This is a genomic window from Micromonospora sp. HUAS YX12, assembly GCF_040215685.1.
GTDB lineage: Bacteria > Actinomycetota > Actinomycetes > Mycobacteriales > Micromonosporaceae > Micromonospora > Micromonospora tulbaghiae.
Genome location: NZ_CP157974.1, coordinates 1592081 through 1610355, shown reverse-complemented (window position 1 = coordinate 1610355; position 18275 = coordinate 1592081). Strand labels below are relative to the sequence as shown.

The following is an 18275-nucleotide window of genomic DNA, read 5'->3' as shown; positions in this document are numbered from 1 at the left end:
TCCGGCTCGGCGGTCAGCGCAGCACGGTGATCGCCGCGTCCGCGGTGACGTGCTTCCACGGCACCAGCACCACAGTGCCGTCACGCTCCAGCACCTTCGCGTCGCTGCCCTCGGTGCCCGCCGACAGCGGCGCCTCGGCCAGCACGCTCACCGTGCCGCTGGCCGGGTCGATCCGGACCAGCCTCGGGGCGAGATCCCGCCGGTCGCCCACCTCCCACGCCAGCACGCCCTGCTCGTCGAGGCGGACGAGTTCCACCTCGCTGTCGGTGTGCCCGGCCGACACCCAGCGCCGCTTGCCGGTGGCCAGGTCGATCGCCACCACCTGGTTGGCCTGGCGCATCTTGCTGCCGACGTTCGTCGCCTCGGTCGGCAGGTAGAGCGTGTCCGCGTCGGCCAGGTACGGCCGGATCTCCGGCCCGCTGACCGTGTTGGAGCGGTTGACCGGCAGGTCGCTGAACCGCGTACCGTCGACGGGGTTGCCGAACGTGGCCCGCGCCTTGCCGGCGGCGTCGCGCGCGACGAACGTCTCGCCGACCAGGCCGGGCAGGCTGACCAGCGGATCGACGCTCAGCACCCCGGCGCTCTGCTGCGCGGCCGGCAGTTGCTGCTGCCAGCGCGGCTTGCCGGTGGCCGGATCCAGGCCGAGCAGCGCGCCCCGGTCGCCGTCGCAGAGCGTGGTGACCACGGCCAGGTCCCCGGCGGCCTGCGCGTCGGTCAGGCGGCAGTCGCGGCCGGGCAGCAGCCGGTCGGCGTCGGTCTGCCACAGCCGCTTGCCGTCGGCCAGCGAGTAGCCGAGGAGGCGCTGGTCGGAGCGGACGATCACCTGCCCGGCGGCCACCGACAGGTCCGGGGCGACGGTCTCGGACCGGCCCGTCCGGCGTTCGACGGGGAACGTCACCCGCCACGTCTGCGTGCCGCCGGCCGCGTCGAACCCGACGAGCGTGTCGCAGGAGTCGGCGGAACCGAGCGCCACCACACCCCGCCCCTCGGCCAGCGTCTGCGCGGCCGCGCACAGCGACGTCGCCTGCGGTGCGGGCACACCCCACGCCTGGGCGCCGTCGTCGAGCCGGTAGGCGATGATCCCGTCCGGCTGGGCCCGAACTACCGCGTCGCCGATCAGCCAGGCGCCGAACATGTCCTGCCCGTCGTACGTCTTCAGCCCGTTGCTCTGCCGTTCCGGGAAGTCGAGCACCCACGCGGTACGCAGCTTCCTCCCGTCGTCGTCACCGCCGCCGACCAGCCGGGACACGCCGTAGGCGGTGCCGGCCGCGACCGCGAGCACGGCCACCAGGCCACCGGCGACGAGCAACGCCACGCGTCCGCGCCGCTTCGGCGCCGCCGGTGGCGCACCGGCCGGACCCGGCCAGCCCGCCGGTGGGTACGCGGGCGGCTGCTGCTGGTGCTGCTGGTGCTGCTGGTACGTCATCAGTCGTCTCCGTTCCCGGTCAACGCGCCTGCGCGCGGACGTAGGCGGCCCAGCCGGCCTCGAACTCGTCGAGCGACACGCCCAGCACGTCCCGGGCGGCCCGATCGGCCGGGGTGCCGCCGTAGACCGCCTCGACGAAGCGGAACAGCTTCGCCTCGCCGTGCTTCTCGGCCAGGTGGTTCATCGCGGCGTGCCCGAGCCAGTAGTGGAAGCCCAGCCGGTCCGGGTTGTCCCACTCGCCGTTGCCGGGCAGCCTGCCGTTCCACCCGTCGCGGACCAGTCGCTTCGCCGGCGCGGTGCGGTCGCTGGCGCTCAGCGGGCGGCCGTGGAACGCGACGTACTCGGCGAAGCCCTCGACCACCCACTCGTCGAGCTTGCTGAACGCGTCCGAGGCGGCCAAGTCGGTGCGGGGCGTCATCAGCGAGTGCGCCACCTCGTGGCGGAACACCATGCCGGCGTCGTTGGCGCCGCCGGTACGGGTGAAGTACGGCTCCTCGGTGTCCACCACGATGCGGGTGCCGCCGATCGTGTCCTTGCCGTCCCTGCGCTCGGCCGCGACCAGGCCCAGTGAGAAGCCCGCCTCGGTGGCCTTCTCGGTGCCGATCCGGTAGAGCGTGGTCAGCTCGTCCTTCCCCTTCGCCAGGGCGAAGACGAAGCCGTTCGGCACCGGACCGGGCAGGCCACCGGCCCGCCACACGGCCAGATCGTGCACGACAGCGGCCTCGGCGGTCCGGGCGTACCGTTTCGCCACCTCGGCCCGGGCGGCGTCGGCGATGACCAGGGCGTGCGGGGTCCGCTCGACGTGGATCTCCCGCCACTTGTCCCACGGGCCCGGGTAGTAGACGGTCTTCGAGCCGCCGTTCCCGCCCGCCGGGGCGCCGGTGACAGCGGTGACCCGGATCGGCGCGTCCTTGCCGGTGCGGACGACCGTCCAGCGGTACCACTCGGTGACCGGGGCCAGGTCGAAGCCGTCGAACTGGTGCACGAAGGAGACGTCGAGCTGGAACGTGACGCCCTTCCCGAACGCGTCGCTGGTGCGGCCCTGCTGCTCGATCGTCTCGTAGCGCGCCACCGACAGCGGCAGCTTCGCCAGGTTGCGGAAGAGCTGGGTCTGCCCGGCGATCAGCTCCTTGCGGGCCGGGTCGAACGCGGCCAGGTAGCCGTCCAGATCCTTCGCCGCCAGCGCCTTGCTGTGCCGGTCGAGCAGGGCGGTCAGCTCGGCGTCGGTGACGGTGACGCCGTTCGCGCCGGCCGCGGCCTTCGGCGCCGGGCCGTCCTCGGCGTCGCCGCGCAGGCCCAGCCCGACGCCGACCGCCGTGCCGGCGCAGACCGCCAGCGCGAGCGCGCCCGCCGCGAGTCCGATCCAGAGCCGTCGGCGGGACTTCGGCGCCGCAGGCGGCGGCCCCGACGGTCCCGGCTGAGCGGGCGGCGGCGCTGCGCCGTACCGGGGGTCGGCGTTGCCGGGCGGTGGCCAGCCCGCCGCCGGTGGGTGCCCCTGCGTCATGTGGTTCCTCGCTCGTGCCGTGTGCGGGACCGGCCGGACGGTTTCGCCCGGCCGGATGACGGCAGACATCATCCCCGGTCCGGACGACGGATTCTGCCCCGCCGGACGTGTCGGACGGATTTGTCCCCTCGGATGGCGCTCGTGAACAGGACGTCGAGACATCCGCCACGTCCGGCGTCCAGGGCCAGCGGGACCGGTCCGCGCGGTGACAGACTGTGCGACGCACTTCTGCCGGGACGTCTGAGGGAGGCGCCGTGCGCTGGCGCAGCTACGTGGCGGTGGGCGACAGCTTCACCGAGGGCATGGACGACGCGTATCCGGACGGCAGCTACCGGGGCTGGGCCGATCTGGTCGCCACCCGCCTCGCCGTCGAGGCCGGTCCCGACTTCAGGTACGCCAACCTGGCCATCCGGGGCCGGCTGTTCCCCAAGGTCGTGGCCGAGCAGGTGCCCGCCGCGCTGGCCATGAAGCCCGACCTGATCAGCTTCGCGGCCGGCGGCAACGACGTGCTGCGCCGCAGCTTCGACCCCGATGCGTTCGTCCCCCGCTTCGACTCGGTCGTGCAGCGGCTGCGGTCCGGCGGCAGCGACGTGGTGCTGTTCCGGTTCGCCGACGTGATGTCCCGGCTGCCCGGCCAGCGGCTGATGGTTCCGCGTGTGCAGCTGCTCAACCGGGTGGTCGGCGAGGTCGCCGAGCGGCACGGCGCGATCCTGGTCGACCTGTACGCCGACGACACCTACCTCAACCCGCTGCTCTGGAGCACCGACCGGCTGCACCTGTCGGCTGCCGGGCACCGCCGGGTCGCCGCGCAGGTGCTCACCGCGCTCGGCGTCGGCTGCGACGAGGAGTGGCTGCTGGTGCCGCCGCACCCGGCGCCCAGCCCGTGGCTCGCCGCGCGCGCCGCCGACCTGCGCTGGGCCGGCAAGCACCTGGCGCCGTGGATCAAGCGCCGGCTGACCGGGCGGTCCTCCGGTGACTTCATCACCGCGAAACGGCCGGTGCTCGGGCCGGTCGACGCCGACTGAGCGTGCGTACGGTCCACGCCGCCGACCTGCTGCGGCTGACATTCGACGACCCACCTCGCGCCGGGCTCGCGGTCGTGGTCGCCGGCGACCGGATCGAGGCGATCGTGGCGGCGGCCGAGCTGTCCGGCGCGTACCCCGGGGTGCGGGTGCGGCGGTGGGCCGGCACGCTCGGGCCGGCGCTCGTGCACGACGGCCCGCTGCCCCCGGCGCCCACGCCCCGCGAGCGGGTGCACGCGCTGTTCCGGCTCGGCGCCGCCGCCGTGCTCGACGAGCACGTCACCGATCCGGCGTTGCGATCCGCCGCGGCCCGCAACGACGTGGTGGTGCTGCCCGTCGCCCGGCCGCCCGCGCTGGTGACCGGCGGGCGGGCCGACCTCGCCGTGTTCGGCCCGGACGGCTCCTGCCTCGCCACAGTGGTCGCCGGCCGGCTGGTGCACCGCCGCGCCTGACCCCGCCGGACGGGTCGACCTTCACCGCCGATCGTCCGATGTGCTCCGTCAGTCGCTAATCGGGATCGCCCGATGTCCGCCCGGCTGGATAGCATCCGCTGCCCCCGTCGATCGAGCACGGGGGGACACAGGGGAAAGGTGGATGAGGTTTGACCCTCATGCCTGACAGAAATCCACGTCGGATCGGCCGGCGAGGTCTGCTTGCCGCCGCGCTGTCGATCGTGGTCGCGGCCGGAACGGCGGTCGCCACCGCGGCGCCGGCGGCCGCGTACGACATCCGCTACGAGACGAACACCTCCTGGGCCTGGACCGACTCGCATTCGCCCGGCAAGATCAACATTGATCGGCCTGGCGACGTTCCGGTCGGCACCTGGACGGACGGGAAGGGTCGGCTGCACACGTCGCGCGCCTACTTCACGTTCGACATCTCCCGCTACCGGGGAGCAGACATCGAGTCGGCCAAGCTCGACGTCAAGGAGACGGCCGGCGCGGATTGCACCAAGCGCCCGAAGATCGAGCTGTGGCGCACCGCCGCCTACACCACCCGGTCGAGCTGGCGGAAGCCGCCGGCCGACCTGGGCCTGGTCGACAGCCGCCAGCTCACCGACCAGACCATCTGCCCGGCGCCCCGGGTGGAGTTCGACGCGATCGAAGGGCTGCGCCAGGCGCTCGCCGAGGGCCGGTCGACGCTGACCCTCTCGCTGCGGCTGCCCGCCGACGCCGAGCGGGATCCGGCACTGGCACGCAAGTTCGCCACCAAGGTCGGCATCTCGATCGACTACAACTTCCGCCCCGGCGTGCCGACGGACCTCCAGAGCGAGACCGGCACGGCGTGCACCACCGCCGAGCCGTACCAGGTGAGCCGCAACCCCACGCTGTCCGGCGTGGTGCACGACCGGGACCGCAACGACGGCGGCGGCACGGACCACCTCGACGTCACGTTCGCGGCCTGGCCGGTGGACGAGCCGGAGGCACGCATCGAGCGCTTGGACTCCGCCCGTGACGGCCAGCGCGCCCTCGGCCGCTACGAGCAGATGTGGCCGTCGCCGTTCGAGCACGACCGGACGTACGCCTGGCAGATGCGGGCGAAGGACAGCCGCGCCACCGGCGAGTGGAGCCCGACCTGCTACTTCCGCCTCGACGTCCGTGGCCCGGCCACGGCGCCCACGGTGACGTCCACCGACTTCCCGGACGACCGCGAGTGGCACCCGGCGCTGCCCGGCGAGTTCACCTTCACCGCAAACGGCGCCGCTGACGTGGTGCGGTACGGCTACTCGCTGGACTCCGGCGGGCAGAAGACGGTCGATGCGGACCGGACGGGCGGGACGGCCACCGTCACGCTCACCCCGGACAGCGGCCCGAGAACCCTGCGGGTGTGGAGCCTGGACGCGGTCGGCAACCGCTCGGAGACCACCGAGTACACATTCCTCGCCCAGGACGTCTCGCCGATCATCGAGGGACGCCTGAACGAGATCGGGGTGCCGGCCACGTTCCAGCTGCGGCCGCAGATGGACGGTGTGGTGCGCTACCGCTACGCCCTCGACGGCGACCCGGAGCGGACGGTCGAGGCCGCCGCGGACGGCTCCGCCGCGATCACCGTCACCGCGACCCGAGGCGGCTTCCGCACCCTCACCGTCACCAGCGTCACGGCCGGCGGCGTGGAGGTCACCGGGATTCGGGAGTTCCAGCTGCTGACCGAGCCGACGATCTCGGCCACTGTCTATCAGGAGTACGGACTCGGTGGCGGTCAGGGCGTCCCGGGCGTCTTCACCTTCACCCCGCGGGTGCCCGACACGGTCAGCTACCGCTACCACTTCAACGGCGAGTCGGGCACGGTGGCCGCGAACGCCGACGGCACTGCGTCGGTGACCTGGACGCCGACCGAGGCGGGCGCGGTCAACCTGGCCGTGTGGAGTATGAGCCGGGACGGCACCGAGTCCGAGCCGGCGAGCTGGTTCTTCCGGGTGCGCGACCTGCGTCCCGCGGTCTCCGCCGACCCGTACCGGGCCGACTGGCCGATGGGTGGTCCGGGCCAGCCGGGCGAGTTCCGGTTCACCTCGGAGGTCACCGAGACGGTGGCCTTCCTCTACCGGTTCGACGACGGTGCCGAGCAGCGCGTCGAGACCGGCCCCCGGGCGACGGTGAGCTGGACGCCCACCGAGGGCGGGAGCCACACGCTCACGGTCGTCGGGGTCACCGCGGACGGCACCCGCTCGCCCGAGAACGTCTGGACGTTCCTGGTGAACGACGCACCGCTGGTCCAGTCGGCCGAATACCCGGAGGACCGCAGCAGCGGCCTGCCCGGCGTCGCCGGGACGTTCACGTTCACGCCGCAGCGGTCGAACGTCGTCCGGTACCACTACTCGTTCCAGGGCGCGGAGACGACGACTGTCGACGCGGCCGCCGACGGCACTGCCGCCGTCACCTGGACGCCGGAGAATCCGGGCTGGCACCAGCTGACGGTGATCGCGGAGACCGCTGACGGCACCCGTACCGAGCAGCGCGAATACCGGTTCACCGTCCGTGATCCCAAGCCGCGGGTCATCTCGTACCTGTACAACGAGTGGGGTTCGAGCGGCGGCATCGGCGTGCCCGGCGGCTTCCGCTTCGACTCCGACCTGCCGGACACCGTGGCGTTCGTCTACCGGCTCAACGGCGGGCCGGAGCAGACCGTCGACGTGAACGACGGCACCGCCGCCGAGCTGACCGTCGCCCCGGACCGGGCCTTCCGGAACACGCTCACCGTCCGGGCCCGCTCGTCGTCCGGCGAGCTGTCCCCGGAGACGAGCTACTCGTTCCTGGTCAGCAGCATGCCGGGGGTCAGCTCGACGACCTACCCGATCGGCGGGTCGGGCGGTGGTCCGGGCGTGCCGGGTGTCTTCACGTTCACCCCCGGGATGCCGGACGTCGACAGGTACGTCTACCAGTTCGACTACGCGCCGGAGGTCACCGTGCCGGCGGGGGCGGACGGCTCCGCCTCGGTCACCCTCACGCCGGCCGAGGCCGGCTGGCACACCCTGACCGTGTACGCGATCGACAAGGCCGGCAACCAGTCGGACCCCACGTACCAGTGGTTCGTCGTCGAGGGCTGAGCACCTGATCGCACCGGCCCCACCACCTTTCCGAGGTGGTGGGGCCGGTGTCACATCCGGGGCCGAGGATCCGGCGTACCTTGGGGATCATGCCTGTGCCGAACGATCCGCATCCCCACCTCCAGTCGTACGCCGACCCGCAGCGCCTGGTCACCACCGAGTGGCTGGCCGAGCACCTGGGCGACGAAGGGCTCGTGGTGGTCGAGTCCGACGAGGACGTGCTCCTCTACGACACCGGCCACATCCCCGGCGCCGTCAAGGTCGACTGGCACACCGAACTCAACGACCAGGTCACCCGCGACTACCTGGACGCCGCGAGCTTCGCCGAGATGTGCGCGGCCAAGGGCATCGGGCGGGACGACACGGTCGTCTTCTACGGCGACAACTTCAACTGGTGGGCCGCGTACGCCCTCTGGGTCTTCACCCTCTACGGTCACGCCGACGTGCGGCTGCTCGACGGCGGCCGGCAGAAGTGGATCGCCGAGGGGCGGGAGCTGACCCGGGACAAGGTGAGCCGGCCCCGCGCCTCGTACCCGGTGCCGGAGCGCAACGACGCGCCGATCCGCGCGTTCCGGGAGCAGGTCATGGCGCACGTGGCGGCCGGCCGGCCGCTGGTGGACGTGCGTTCGCCCGGCGAGTACACCGGCGAGATGCTGCACATGCCGGACTACCCGCAGGAGGGCGCGCTGCGCGGCGGGCACATCCCGGGCGCGGTGAGCAAGCCGTGGAAGTCCGCCGCGAACGACGACGGCACGTTCAAGTCCGCCGACGAGCTGCGTGCCATCTACGCCGACCAGCTCGGGCTGAGCCCGTCCGACGACGTGGTGGCCTACTGCCGGATCGGCGAGCGGTCCAGCCACACCTGGTTCGTGCTGCACCACCTGCTCGGGTTCCCGCAGGTGCGCAACTACGACGGCTCGTGGACCGAGTGGGGCAACCTGGTCCGGGCCCCCGTCGTGCAGGGCGACCAGCCCGGCGGCCTGACCCGCTGAGCGTCCCGGCCGGGACCGTCGTCGCCGCGGCGGGACCGGCCGGTTCCGCTCGTCCCCGCCGGGACCGGCCGGTCAGCGGGCGGCGATCGACAGCAGGCCGGGGACGTTGCTCGCCACCCAGTCGACCTCGCCGGTCTCCGGCCGCCACCGGGCCAGCCCGGCGTCGTAGCGGAGCAGCACCGCACCGTCGGCGGTCCAGCCGTACACCTCGCAGCACCCCTTGGCCCGGCCCTCGCGTCCCAGGTCGAGCAGGCGGGTCACCGCCCCGGTACGGGCGTCGAGCACCGCCACGCCCTCGGCGCCCATCATCGTGCCGTCGGCGCCCGTGGTGGTGGTCCACCCGGCCTGGCCGATCCGGTCGCCGCGCTGCCAGCCTCGCCCGTAGACCTCGTTCACCTGGTAACCGGGGGGAAGCTCTCCGGTGGTCACCGGCCGCCGTTCCGGTGCGCCACCGGAGGCGGGGAACCGGCGTACGGCCAGGCCGCCGTCCCCGGACCAGCCGCCGACCGTGAACAGGTCGCCGGCAGCCCGGGCCGGCTCGGGCACGACGAGCGTCCAGGGGTCGACCGGGAGCTTCCGTGCCGATCCGGTGCGCCGGTCCAGCTCGTACGCGGTGTCGTCGTCCCCGACGATCAGCCGGTCCCCGGCCCAGACCACGTGTTCCAGGTAGCCGGTGAGCGGGTGGCGGCGGACCGCGCCGTCGGTCAGGCCGACCACGACGACCTCGCCGGTCTGGGCGAACGCGGCGGTCCGGCCGTCCGGCGACAGGCTGCCCGGCTTGAGGGGAGCCGCCTCGTTGCCCCCGGCGTCGCGGGTGGGGGCGAGCGTCACCACGTCGAGTTCCCGGACCATGCCGTCGTCACCCAGCACCCGGACCGGGCCGGCCTCGCCGGTCTCCGGGTCGACCGGCTGGTACAGCGCCAGCGCCCGGCTCACCGGGCGGTCGGAGAGTCGGTACGCGACCCGGTCGCCGAGCCGGCCCAGCGGGTCACCCGCCTGTCCGAGCCGGTCCGGGGGCCGCTGCACCACCGGCGCGGTCGGCACCGAGGTCACACTCGGTCGGGCCGGTGTGGCCGGGGGCGGGCCGGAGCGGTGCAGCAGCGCCGTCGTACCGCCGCCGAGCAGGACCACGGCGACGGCCGCGGCCCCGGCGGCCCGGCGGGCGCGGCGGACCCGCCCGGCCCGCTCCCATCCTGCCTCGGCCGGCCGGGCCGGCCGGATCTCCTCGGCGGCCCGGGTCAGCAGCCGGGTCAGCTCGGGTTCGTTCACGGGTTCGCCTCCATCCCGGTCACCAGGTCGTCTCCGGACGTGCCGGGGGCGGGTACGACGTCGCGCAGCCGGCGCAGCGCGTCGTGGCACTGGCTCTTGACGGTGCCGACCGTGACGCCGAGCGCCTCGGCGGTGGCGCTCTCGGTCAGGTCCTCGAAGTAGCGCAGCACCACGACGGCCCGCTGGCGTGGCGGCAGCCGGTCCAGCGCCGCGCGCACGGTGAGCCGCAGCGCGGTGTCGGCGTCAGCGCCCGGCCGGTCCGGGGGATACGCGCTGAGCCACTCCCGTCGCCGGCGCCGCCACCAGGAGACGGCGTCGCGGTAGAGGATGGCGCGCACGTATGCGGCCGGGTCGCCGTCGCGCACCGACGACCAGCGCAGCGCCAGCTTGAGCAGCGCGTCCTGGAGCAGGTCCTCGGCCTGGTGGCGGTTCCCGCAGATCAGGTACGCGGCGCGCAGCAGCCGGTGCTGGTGCGACTCGACGAAGGCGAGGTAGTCCGCCCGCCCGTCGTCCGCGTCACGCCTCATCCGGCTCCTCCCTCCGTCACCCGCCAGACGCGCGGGACGGGGGTAAAGGTTGGGTCAGGTAGCGCTGAATCGTCGGCCCGACCCAGGCGGCCAGCTCCTCGGGGTCGAGGTCCACCACGGGTGGCAGCCGGACGACGTACCGGGTGAGCGCGAGACCGAGGATCTGGCTCGCCACCAGACCGGCCCGGCGGGCGGCGGTCGCCGGGTCGGCGACGGAACGGGCCACCGCGGCGGCGAGCTGGTCGGCGAAGACGCCGCGCATCCGTTCGGCCGCGCCGGGGTTGGTGGCGGCCGCCCGGAGCAGGGCGACGAGTGTCCCGTCCGCCTCCCAGCGGCGCACGAAGTGCCGGATCAGCGTGTCACCGAGCCGCTCCGGCGGCACCTCGGTCAGGTCGGGCAGGTGCAGGTCGAACTCGGCCGCCGCCGCGAAGAGCCCCTCCTTGCTGCCGAAGTAGCGCATCACCATCGAGGGGTCGATGCGGGCGTCGGCGGCGATGGCCCGGATGGTGGCCCGGTCGTAGCCGTCGATGGCGAAGCGTTCCCGGGCGGCGCGCAGGATGGCCGCCCGGGTGGCGTCCGAGCGGCGGGCGCGGGTGGCGGGTTCGGTCACGTCCACGACTGTAGGCCAACACGTGTTGACATCGGCTCTACAGTGGAAGTCAACAAGCGTTGGCAAACAGTTGTTGACCGACCCCGGAGGTGGAGCGATGCTGCCCGAACGCACTGACGTCCTCGTGGTGGGAGCCGGACCGGCCGGCCTGGCCGTGGCGGTGACGCTGGCCGGGCACGGCGTCACCGCGACTGTCGTCGACCGGCTCGCCGAGCCGCCGGTCACCTCGCGCGCCGCGGTCGTGCACGCCGGCACGCTCGAAGTGCTGGACCGGATCGGGATCGCCGCGCCGCTGGCCGCCCGAGGGCTGCGCTCGGCCCGGTTCAGCGTCCGCGACCGGGACCGGGTGCTGCTCACCGTCCCCTTCGACCGGTTGCCGTCGCGCTACCCGTACGCGCTGCTGATCTCGCAGGCCGAGACCGAGGCGGTGCTCACCGACCGGCTCGCCGCGCTCGGCGGGCGCGTGCTGCGGCCGTACGAGATGACCGGGCTGGACCTCGACGGCGCCGGCGCCGTCGCGCGCTTCGACGGCGGCCGCGCGGTCCGGGCGCGCTGGGTCGTCGGTGCGGACGGGATGCACAGCCGGGTCCGCGAACTCGCCGGCATCGGCTTCGGCGGCCCGGCCGGCCCCGGTGAGTCGTTCGTGCTCGCCGACGTCCACGTGGACAGCACGCTCCCGCGCGACCAGGTGAGCCTCTTCCTGTCCCGGCAGGGCCCGCTGGTCTGGGCGCCGCTGCCCGACGGCACGGTCCGGCTGGTCGCCACGGTGGACGACGCGCCGCGCGACCCGCAGGCGCACCACTTCCAGGCGCTGCTCGACGAGCGCGGTCCGGCGCACCGGCCGGACCGGGTCACCGGCATGGCGTGGTCGTCCCGGTTCCGGATCCACCACCGGATCGCGAGCACGTACCGCTCCGGGCCGGTGCTGCTCGCCGGGGACGCGGCGCACGTGCACAGCCCGGCCGGTGGGCAGGGGATGAACCTCGGCCTGCGGGACGCGGTCGCGCTCGGTGACGCGCTCGCCGCCGGCCCGCAGGCCCTCGACGGGTACGCCGCCGACCGCCGTCCCCTCGCCGAGGAGGTGCTCGGTTTCGCCGCCGGGCTGACCCGGCTCGCCGCCGCCCCGCCGGCCGTGCGACCGCTGCGGAATCTGCTGCTCCGGGCGGTCTCCACGCACCCGCCGGTCCGCCAGCGCATCGCCACTCGCCTGGCCGGCTTCGAGCCCGCCCGGCCCGGCAGCTGACCCGCGCGGCTGCTCGGCCCGGCAGTGGTCAGTGCGGTGGTGTGGCGGGCGGGCCGGTGCGCGTCCGGAAGGTCGCCCAGGCGGCGGCTGTGACCAGGGCGAAGACCGCGGCGGCGGCCCAGGGGACAGGCGTCAGGCCGAACGCCTGGCCGGCGAGGCCGGCCAGCGCCGCGCCGACCGGTGCGGCGGCCAGCCCGGCCACCCGCTGTGCCGCGCCGACCCGGCCGAGTAGATCCGGGGGTACGTGCCGTTGCCCGTAGGCGGCCCGGAGACTGTTCCAGATCGTGGTGCCGGCGGTGAACCCGGCCAGCGCGAGGCCGCCGGTCAGCGGGTGCCGGGCCAGCGCGAACCCGGCCAGCGCCAGCGTCTGCCCGAGCAGCACGACGCGCAGCGTGGGCAGCGTGCCGAAGCGGGCGGCCAGCCGTCCGGCGAGCAGCGCGCCGCCCAGCCCGCCCGCGATCGCGCCGGCCGCGAACAGCCCGTACGCCGCCTCCGGCACCCGCAGCACGGCCAGCGCGTAGAGCACGAGCACCGAGGCAAGCCCCCCGATAGCCAGATTCGACCCCGCAGTCCCCACCGTGAGCGCCCACAGAACCCGATCCCCCCGCACGAACCGAACCCCCTCCCAAACCCCGCCCCGGTCCCCGTTGATCTTGCGGTTGTGGCCCCTTGGCTGTCCCTTTTGTGCGGCCTTGTCGGGGCGGAAGGTGCAAGATCGGCGGGGAGTCGGGGCGGGGGCGGTGGCGAGGGCGGGGGTGGGGATGGCGAGGATCAGGGCGGCGGCCAGGGCGAAGGTCAGGGCGTCGGCGGTGAAAGGGAGTGCTGGGGAGAGGGCGAAGAGGACACCCGCCAAGGGGGCGCCGACGAAACCGCCCGCGACCGCGGTTCCGGCCTGGAGGCGGGCGTTGGCGTGGGCCAGTCCTTCGGGCGGCACCACAGTGGGCAGCAGCGCGTACGCGGACGCGTCGAAGAGCGTGCCCAGCAGGGCGAGCAGCGACGCGGCGACGACCAGCGTGGCGATCCCGGCGTGCCCGGTCGCCACGGACCAGGCCAGCGCCGCCACCACCACGGCCCGCGCCCCGTCCGCCACCGCCATCGTCCGCCGCCGGTCCCACCGGTCCGCGTACACGCCGCTGAGCAGGCCGAACAACAACGGCGGAAGGAGCCCGGCCACTGTCACCGCGGCGACCGCGCGAGGGTCGCGGGTGAGCGTGGCGGCCAGCAGGGCCAGAGCCGGCGTACGCAGGGAGTCCCCCACCTGCGAGCAGACGGCGGCGGACCAGAGCAGCCGGTAGTCGCGGCCCAGGACGGCGGTGGTCGTCATGCCGGGAAACGGTGTGCCCTGCACCCGGTCGAGGGTCAAGCCGCCGGGGTGGAACGGGACGGACACTGTCGGCGCTGACCGGTACGGTGAGCGCCGAAAATCCGAACCGGGAGCGCGATTGGACCGCACCTTCCAGGTGGACCTCCGTGGCGTGGTCGACCTGCTCAGTCATCACCTCTACGGCAGCCCGCGGGTGTACGTGCGCGAGCTGCTCCAGAACGCCGTCGACGCGATCACCGCACGGCGGTCCGCCGAGCCGAAAGCTCCGGCGCGGGTCCGCATCGAGCCGCCGGAGCTGACCGGCGACGGGACGCTGCGCGTGCACGACACCGGCATCGGCCTCACCGAGGCGCAGGTGCACGAGCTGCTCGCCACCATCGGCCGCAGCTCCAAGCGTGACGAGCTGGGCTTCTCCCGGCACGAGTTCCTCGGCCAGTTCGGCATCGGCCTGCTCTCCTGCTTCCTGGTGGCGGACGAGATCCGGGTGGTCACCCGGCACGCCGACGAGCCCACAGTGCTCTGGACGGGCTGGTCCGACGGGCGGTACGCGGTGCGGCTCGCCGAGCCGGAACAGGCCCGGGACGAGCCCGGCACCACAGTCACGCTGGTGCCCCGGCGCGACGCCGACCAGTGGCTCGGCGTACCCACGGTCACCGAGCTGGCCCGCCTCTACGGCGGCCTGCTGCCGGTCGACGTCCGGGTCGGTGACACGCCGACCACCAGCGGCCCGCCGCCGTGGCCGACCACGCCCGGAGCGCCGGTCGACCGGGCCGCGCTCCAGCGGTACGCGCAGGAACTGCTCGGGTTCGTCCCGTTCGACGTGGTGCCGCTGTCGGTGCCGGAGGCCGGCCTGACCGGCGTGGCCTTCATCCTGCCCGCCGCGGTGAACCCGGCCGCCCGCGCCGGGCACCGGGTCTACCTCAAGCGGATGCTGCTCAGCGAGCACGCCGACGGGCTGCTGCCCGAGTGGGCCTTCTTCGCCCACTGCGTGGTCGACGCCAGTGAGCTGCGCCCCACCGCCAGCCGCGAGGCGCTCTACGAGGACGCGCTGCTCACCTCCGTCCGGGAGGCGCTCGGCGACCAGATCCGGGGCTGGCTGGTCCGGCTCGCCAAGCACGACCCGCGCCGGCTCGGCGAGTTCCTCCAGGTGCACCACCTCGGGGTCAAGGCGCTCGCCATGCACGACGACGAGATGCTGCGGCTGGTCGACCAGTGGTGGCCGATGGACACCAACGTCGGCACGCTCACGCTCGCCGAGTTCCGGCAGCGGCACGGCGTGCTCCGGTACGCCGCCAGCCTGGACGAGTTCCGCCAGCTCGCCGCCGTGGCCGCCGCGCAGGATCTGGCAGTGGTCAACGGCGGCTACACGTACGACACCGAGCTGATCGAGCGGCTGCCCACAGTGGACCGGTCGGTGCTGATCGAGCGGCTGGAGCCGAGCGACCTCACCACCCGGTTCGAGATCCTCGACCCGGCGACCGAACTGGCGCTGCGGCCGTTCCTCACCGCGGCGCAGCGGGCCCTGGAACGGCTCGGCTGCGAGGTCGTGATCCGGGCGTACGACCCAGTCACGCTGCCGGCGCTCTACCTGGTGTCCCGGTCGGCCGCGTTCCACGACCAGCTCGCCGCCAGCCGGGACAAGGCCGACGAGCTGTGGGGCGGCGTGCTCGACGCGCTCGCCGCCTCCGCCCCGCCGGACCGCCCGCAACTGGTGCTCAACCACCGCAACCCGCTGGTCCGCCGGGTCACCACGCTCGCCGATCCGGAGCTGGTCGGGCTGGCCGTCGAGGCGCTCTACGGGCAGGCCCTGCTGCTCGGGCACCACCCGATCCGGGCGGCTGACGCCGCACTGCTGAACAGTTCCTTCCTCGGCCTGCTCGGCCGGGCCGTACCGGGAGAGATCCGTGACTGACGACGACCTCTGGCGGATGCACCACGAGATCGAATCCATGCCGTACGGCCCGGGGCAGATCGCCGCGCTGGAACAGTTGCTGCGCCGCGCCGACGCGGGCGACGACCGGCACCTCGCCTTCGCCGCCCGGATCACCGGCACCACCGCGTACGTCTACGGCGGCGAACCGGCGAAGTCTTTCGTCACGTTCTCCTGGTGCCTGGCCGAGTACGACAAGGATCCGCAGCCCTACCACCAGCGCTACACGCACCAGCTGCTCTGGTTCTTCAAGTACATGGTCAACGCCATGGTGAAGTTCCCGGAGCTGCCGCTGGACCGGACGTACGCGGTGCTCGACGACATGGAACGGCGCTACCGCGACTCCGGGCACTCGCTGCAGGCGGTCCACAAGCACCGCTACCTGGTGGCCGCGCACCTGGGCGACGACGAGGCGGCGGAGCAGTGGTACCGCAAGTGGATGACCACGCCCCGCGACGCACTGTCCGACTGCGCCGGATGCGACCCGACCACGCAGGTCGCGCACCTGGTGCGGCACGGCCGGCACGAGGAGGCGGTGGCGCTGGCCGAGCCGGTGCTCGCCGGCCGGCTGACCTGTAACGAGCAGCCGCAGGGGATCCTCACCGCGCTGCTCACGCCCTACCGGGAGACCGGCCGGACCGACGCGGCGCGGGACGCGCACCGGGAGGCGTACCGGCGGGTGCGCGGCAACCTGGCCGACCTGTGGGACATCGCCGACCACATCGAGTTCTGCACCGTGACCGGCAACGAGGCCCGCGCGCTGGAGCTGGTCGAGCGGCACCTGGACTGGCTGGACCGCGCGCCCACCCCGGCTGCCGCGATGCACTTCGCGGCCGCCGTCTCGGCGGCGATGCGTCAGGTCCCGGCCGAGCTGACGGTGCACCGCCGCGCCTCCGGCGAGCGGCCGGCCGCGGACGTGCCGGCGGGTGTGCTCGCCGACGAGCTGGCCGGTACGGCCACCGCGCTGGCCGAGCGCTTCGACGCGCGCAACGGCACCACGCACCAGTCCGGGTTGATCGCCCGCAAGCTGGCGGCCGGGCCGGTCGGTGAGCACCTGCCGCTCTCCGCGAGCCTGCGCCGCCCGGCGGTGCCCGCGTCGCGTACCGGCTCGGACGCTCCGGTGGCCTTCGCGCAGCCGGTCACCGTGCCGGCCGACGCCGGTGCCGACGAGCTGCTCGCGCTGGCCGAGGAGTGCTGGCGCACCAACCGCCGGGACGGTCTGGTCGCCGCGTTGCGCGCGTACGACGAGCGGTTCGGCGACGCCGATCTGCCCGCGACCACGCGGGCGTGGCGGCTGGAACTGCGGGCCGGTGAGCTGTCGCAGGACGACGACGGCGTACCGGTGGCGATCGAGGTCAACCGGGAGGCGCTGGCCGCGTGGCGGGAGGTGCCGGACCCGCTGCGCGCCCAGGTGGTGGCCGGGCGGCTCGGTGTGCTGCTCAGCATGGTCGACGAGAGCGCGGACGAGGGCCTGGCCCTGGCCCGGGAGTCGGCCGACTACCTGACCGGGCACGGCGGGCCGCGTGACCGGGCCGCCGGCTGGGACCGCCTCGCCCTGGCCCACGTGCACCGCGAGCGGTGGGCGGAGGCGCTCGACGCGCTCGACCGGGCCGAGGCGGAGGCGGACGCCGATCCGTGGCTGGCCGGGCGGGTCGCGCTGCACCGCACACACGTGCTGGAGCAGTTGGAGCGGGCCGAGGAGTTCCGGGACGCGGCGGCGCGGTCCCGCCGGCTGGCGGGCGAGCTGGGCGACGCCGAGATGCTCACCGGTGCCTGCCTGGCGTACGCCCGCGCCACCGACGACCCGGCCGAGGCGGTGGCCGCCTGCGAGGAGGCGCTGTCCGTCGCACCGGCCGGCGCGCACCTGCCGCTGCGGGTGACCCGGGGCCGGGCGCTGATGGCCGCCGACCGGGCCGGCGAGGCGGTGGAGGATCTGGCCGAGGCGGTCACCCTCTGCGTCGAGCAGGGGCTGGAGGGCGACGCGCTGCTGCGCTGGGAGCTGGCCGAGGCGTACCGGGTGGCCGGGCGGCTGGCCGAGGCCGCCGAGGTGGCCGAGGAGGCGGTGCTCGGGCTCGACCGGGCCGGCGCGCAGGCCGAGGCGGACCGGTGCCGGCACATGCTGTCGGGCATCTACGCGGGTCTCGGCGAGACGGATCTGGCGCTGACGGTGCTCGACACGCTGGCCGAGAACCTGGACGGGCCGGACAATCTCCCCCACCGGGCTCAGGTGCTGGAGGAGTCCGGTGGCCTGCTCTACGACGCCGACCGGGACGCCCTGGCCGCGCAGCGGTTCGCGGCGGCGGCGACCGCCTGGCGGCTCGCCGGCTACCAGGTGGACGAGTTGCGGGCCCGGCGGCGGGAACTGCTCGCCCTGCACTGGTCCGGTGACCTGCCGGCCGCGGTGGCCGCGATCGAGCGGGTGGACGAGGCGGCGGCCGCGCTTCCGGCCGGCGCCGACGAGCCGCCCGTGGTCACGTACGAGCGGGCGATGGCCGCCGACGCGGTGGCCCGGGTGCTGATCGCCGAGGACCGGCTCACCGCCGCGCTGGACCGGTTGGACGGCGTGCCGGAGCGCCTGCGGTCGATCGAGGCGTTCGGCGAGGCGGCGCAGGTCGAGGTGCTGACCGGCGAGCTGCTGCTGCGCGACGGGCGGCCGGAGCAGGCCGAAGGGTTGCTGCGCCCGGTCCTCGGCGGGTTGCCCACCGGTTCCCGTCCGGCCACGCAGGCCGCCTGGCTGCTGGCCCGCGCGCTCGACGAGCAGGGGCGGGAGGCCGAGGCGGCGAAGGTCCGCGCCGACCACGGCATCGAGGAGGACTGACGCGACGGGCTGGGGCAACCGTTGGGTAACCGCGGCTGCCCCAGCTCGAACACGAGGTCTAGGCTG

At 74.3% G+C, this 18275-nt stretch carries 13 protein-coding genes; 7 read left to right on the top strand and 6 right to left on the bottom strand.

Annotated features, from left to right (window positions below; genetic code table 11):
- Nucleotides 1-13: 13 nt before the first annotated feature.
- Together ABIH81_RS08025 and ABIH81_RS08020 are read right to left on the bottom strand one after the other, a co-directional pair.
- Entirely contained in the window at nt 14-1426 is a 1413-nt protein-coding gene (locus ABIH81_RS08025) for a PQQ-binding-like beta-propeller repeat protein (RefSeq protein WP_349879718.1), read from the bottom strand.
- 19 nt (nt 1427-1445) lie between these two features.
- Nucleotides 1446-2930 (bottom strand): hypothetical protein, encoded by a 1485-nt coding sequence (locus ABIH81_RS08020; RefSeq protein ID WP_349879717.1) that lies wholly within the window; start codon nt 2928-2930, stop codon nt 1446-1448.
- A 254-nt stretch (nt 2931-3184) separates the two neighbouring features.
- On the opposite strand from ABIH81_RS08020, the gene ABIH81_RS08015 reads away from it, so the two are divergent.
- From ABIH81_RS08015 to ABIH81_RS08000, 4 genes are all read left to right on the top strand, one after another.
- Nucleotides 3185-3955 (top strand): SGNH/GDSL hydrolase family protein, encoded by a 771-nt coding sequence (locus ABIH81_RS08015; protein ID WP_349879716.1) that lies wholly within the window; start codon nt 3185-3187, stop codon nt 3953-3955.
- Between the two features lie 2 nt (nt 3956-3957).
- Complete coding sequence (locus ABIH81_RS08010; protein ID WP_349879715.1) at nt 3958-4404, top strand: hypothetical protein; 447 nt, start codon at nt 3958-3960, stop codon at nt 4402-4404.
- Nucleotides 4405-4562: 158 nt separating this feature from the next.
- On the top strand, nt 4563-7496 hold the full coding sequence (locus ABIH81_RS08005; protein ID WP_349879714.1) for a hypothetical protein: 2934 nt from the start codon (nt 4563-4565) through the stop codon (nt 7494-7496).
- Nucleotides 7497-7585: 89 nt separating this feature from the next.
- Nucleotides 7586-8488 (top strand): sulfurtransferase, encoded by a 903-nt coding sequence (locus ABIH81_RS08000; protein ID WP_349879713.1) that lies wholly within the window; start codon nt 7586-7588, stop codon nt 8486-8488.
- Between the two features lie 72 nt (nt 8489-8560).
- Here the strand turns inward: ABIH81_RS08000 and ABIH81_RS07995 are convergent, their stop codons facing one another.
- From ABIH81_RS07995 to ABIH81_RS07985, 3 genes are read right to left on the bottom strand one after another with little or no spacing between them, the layout of a single operon-like run.
- On the bottom strand, nt 8561-9757 hold the full coding sequence (locus ABIH81_RS07995; RefSeq protein ID WP_349879712.1) for a hypothetical protein: 1197 nt from the start codon (nt 9755-9757) through the stop codon (nt 8561-8563).
- Entirely contained in the window at nt 9754-10284 is a 531-nt protein-coding gene (locus ABIH81_RS07990) for a SigE family RNA polymerase sigma factor (RefSeq protein WP_349879711.1), read from the bottom strand. The genes ABIH81_RS07995 and ABIH81_RS07990 overlap by 4 nt, the downstream gene beginning before the upstream one ends.
- 16 nt (nt 10285-10300) lie before the next feature.
- Nucleotides 10301-10900, bottom strand: coding sequence for a TetR family transcriptional regulator (locus ABIH81_RS07985; protein ID WP_349879710.1), 600 nt, complete (start codon nt 10898-10900; stop codon nt 10301-10303).
- 91 nt (nt 10901-10991) lie between these two features.
- On the opposite strand from ABIH81_RS07985, the gene ABIH81_RS07980 reads away from it, so the two are divergent.
- On the top strand, nt 10992-12137 hold the full coding sequence (locus ABIH81_RS07980; RefSeq protein WP_349879709.1) for an FAD-dependent monooxygenase: 1146 nt from the start codon (nt 10992-10994) through the stop codon (nt 12135-12137).
- A 28-nt stretch (nt 12138-12165) separates the two neighbouring features.
- On the opposite strand, the gene ABIH81_RS07975 is transcribed toward ABIH81_RS07980, so the two are convergent.
- Nucleotides 12166-13461, bottom strand: coding sequence for an MFS transporter (locus tag ABIH81_RS07975; RefSeq protein ID WP_349879708.1), 1296 nt, complete (start codon nt 13459-13461; stop codon nt 12166-12168).
- A gap of 118 nt (nt 13462-13579) precedes the next feature.
- Between ABIH81_RS07975 and ABIH81_RS07970 the strand changes: the two genes are divergently transcribed.
- Nucleotides 13580-15373 (top strand): HSP90 family protein, encoded by a 1794-nt coding sequence (locus ABIH81_RS07970; RefSeq protein WP_349879707.1) that lies wholly within the window; start codon nt 13580-13582, stop codon nt 15371-15373.
- Complete coding sequence (locus tag ABIH81_RS07965; RefSeq protein ID WP_349879706.1) at nt 15366-18209, top strand: hypothetical protein; 2844 nt, start codon at nt 15366-15368, stop codon at nt 18207-18209. The genes ABIH81_RS07970 and ABIH81_RS07965 overlap by 8 nt, the downstream gene beginning before the upstream one ends.
- Nucleotides 18210-18275: the final 66 nt, after the last annotated feature.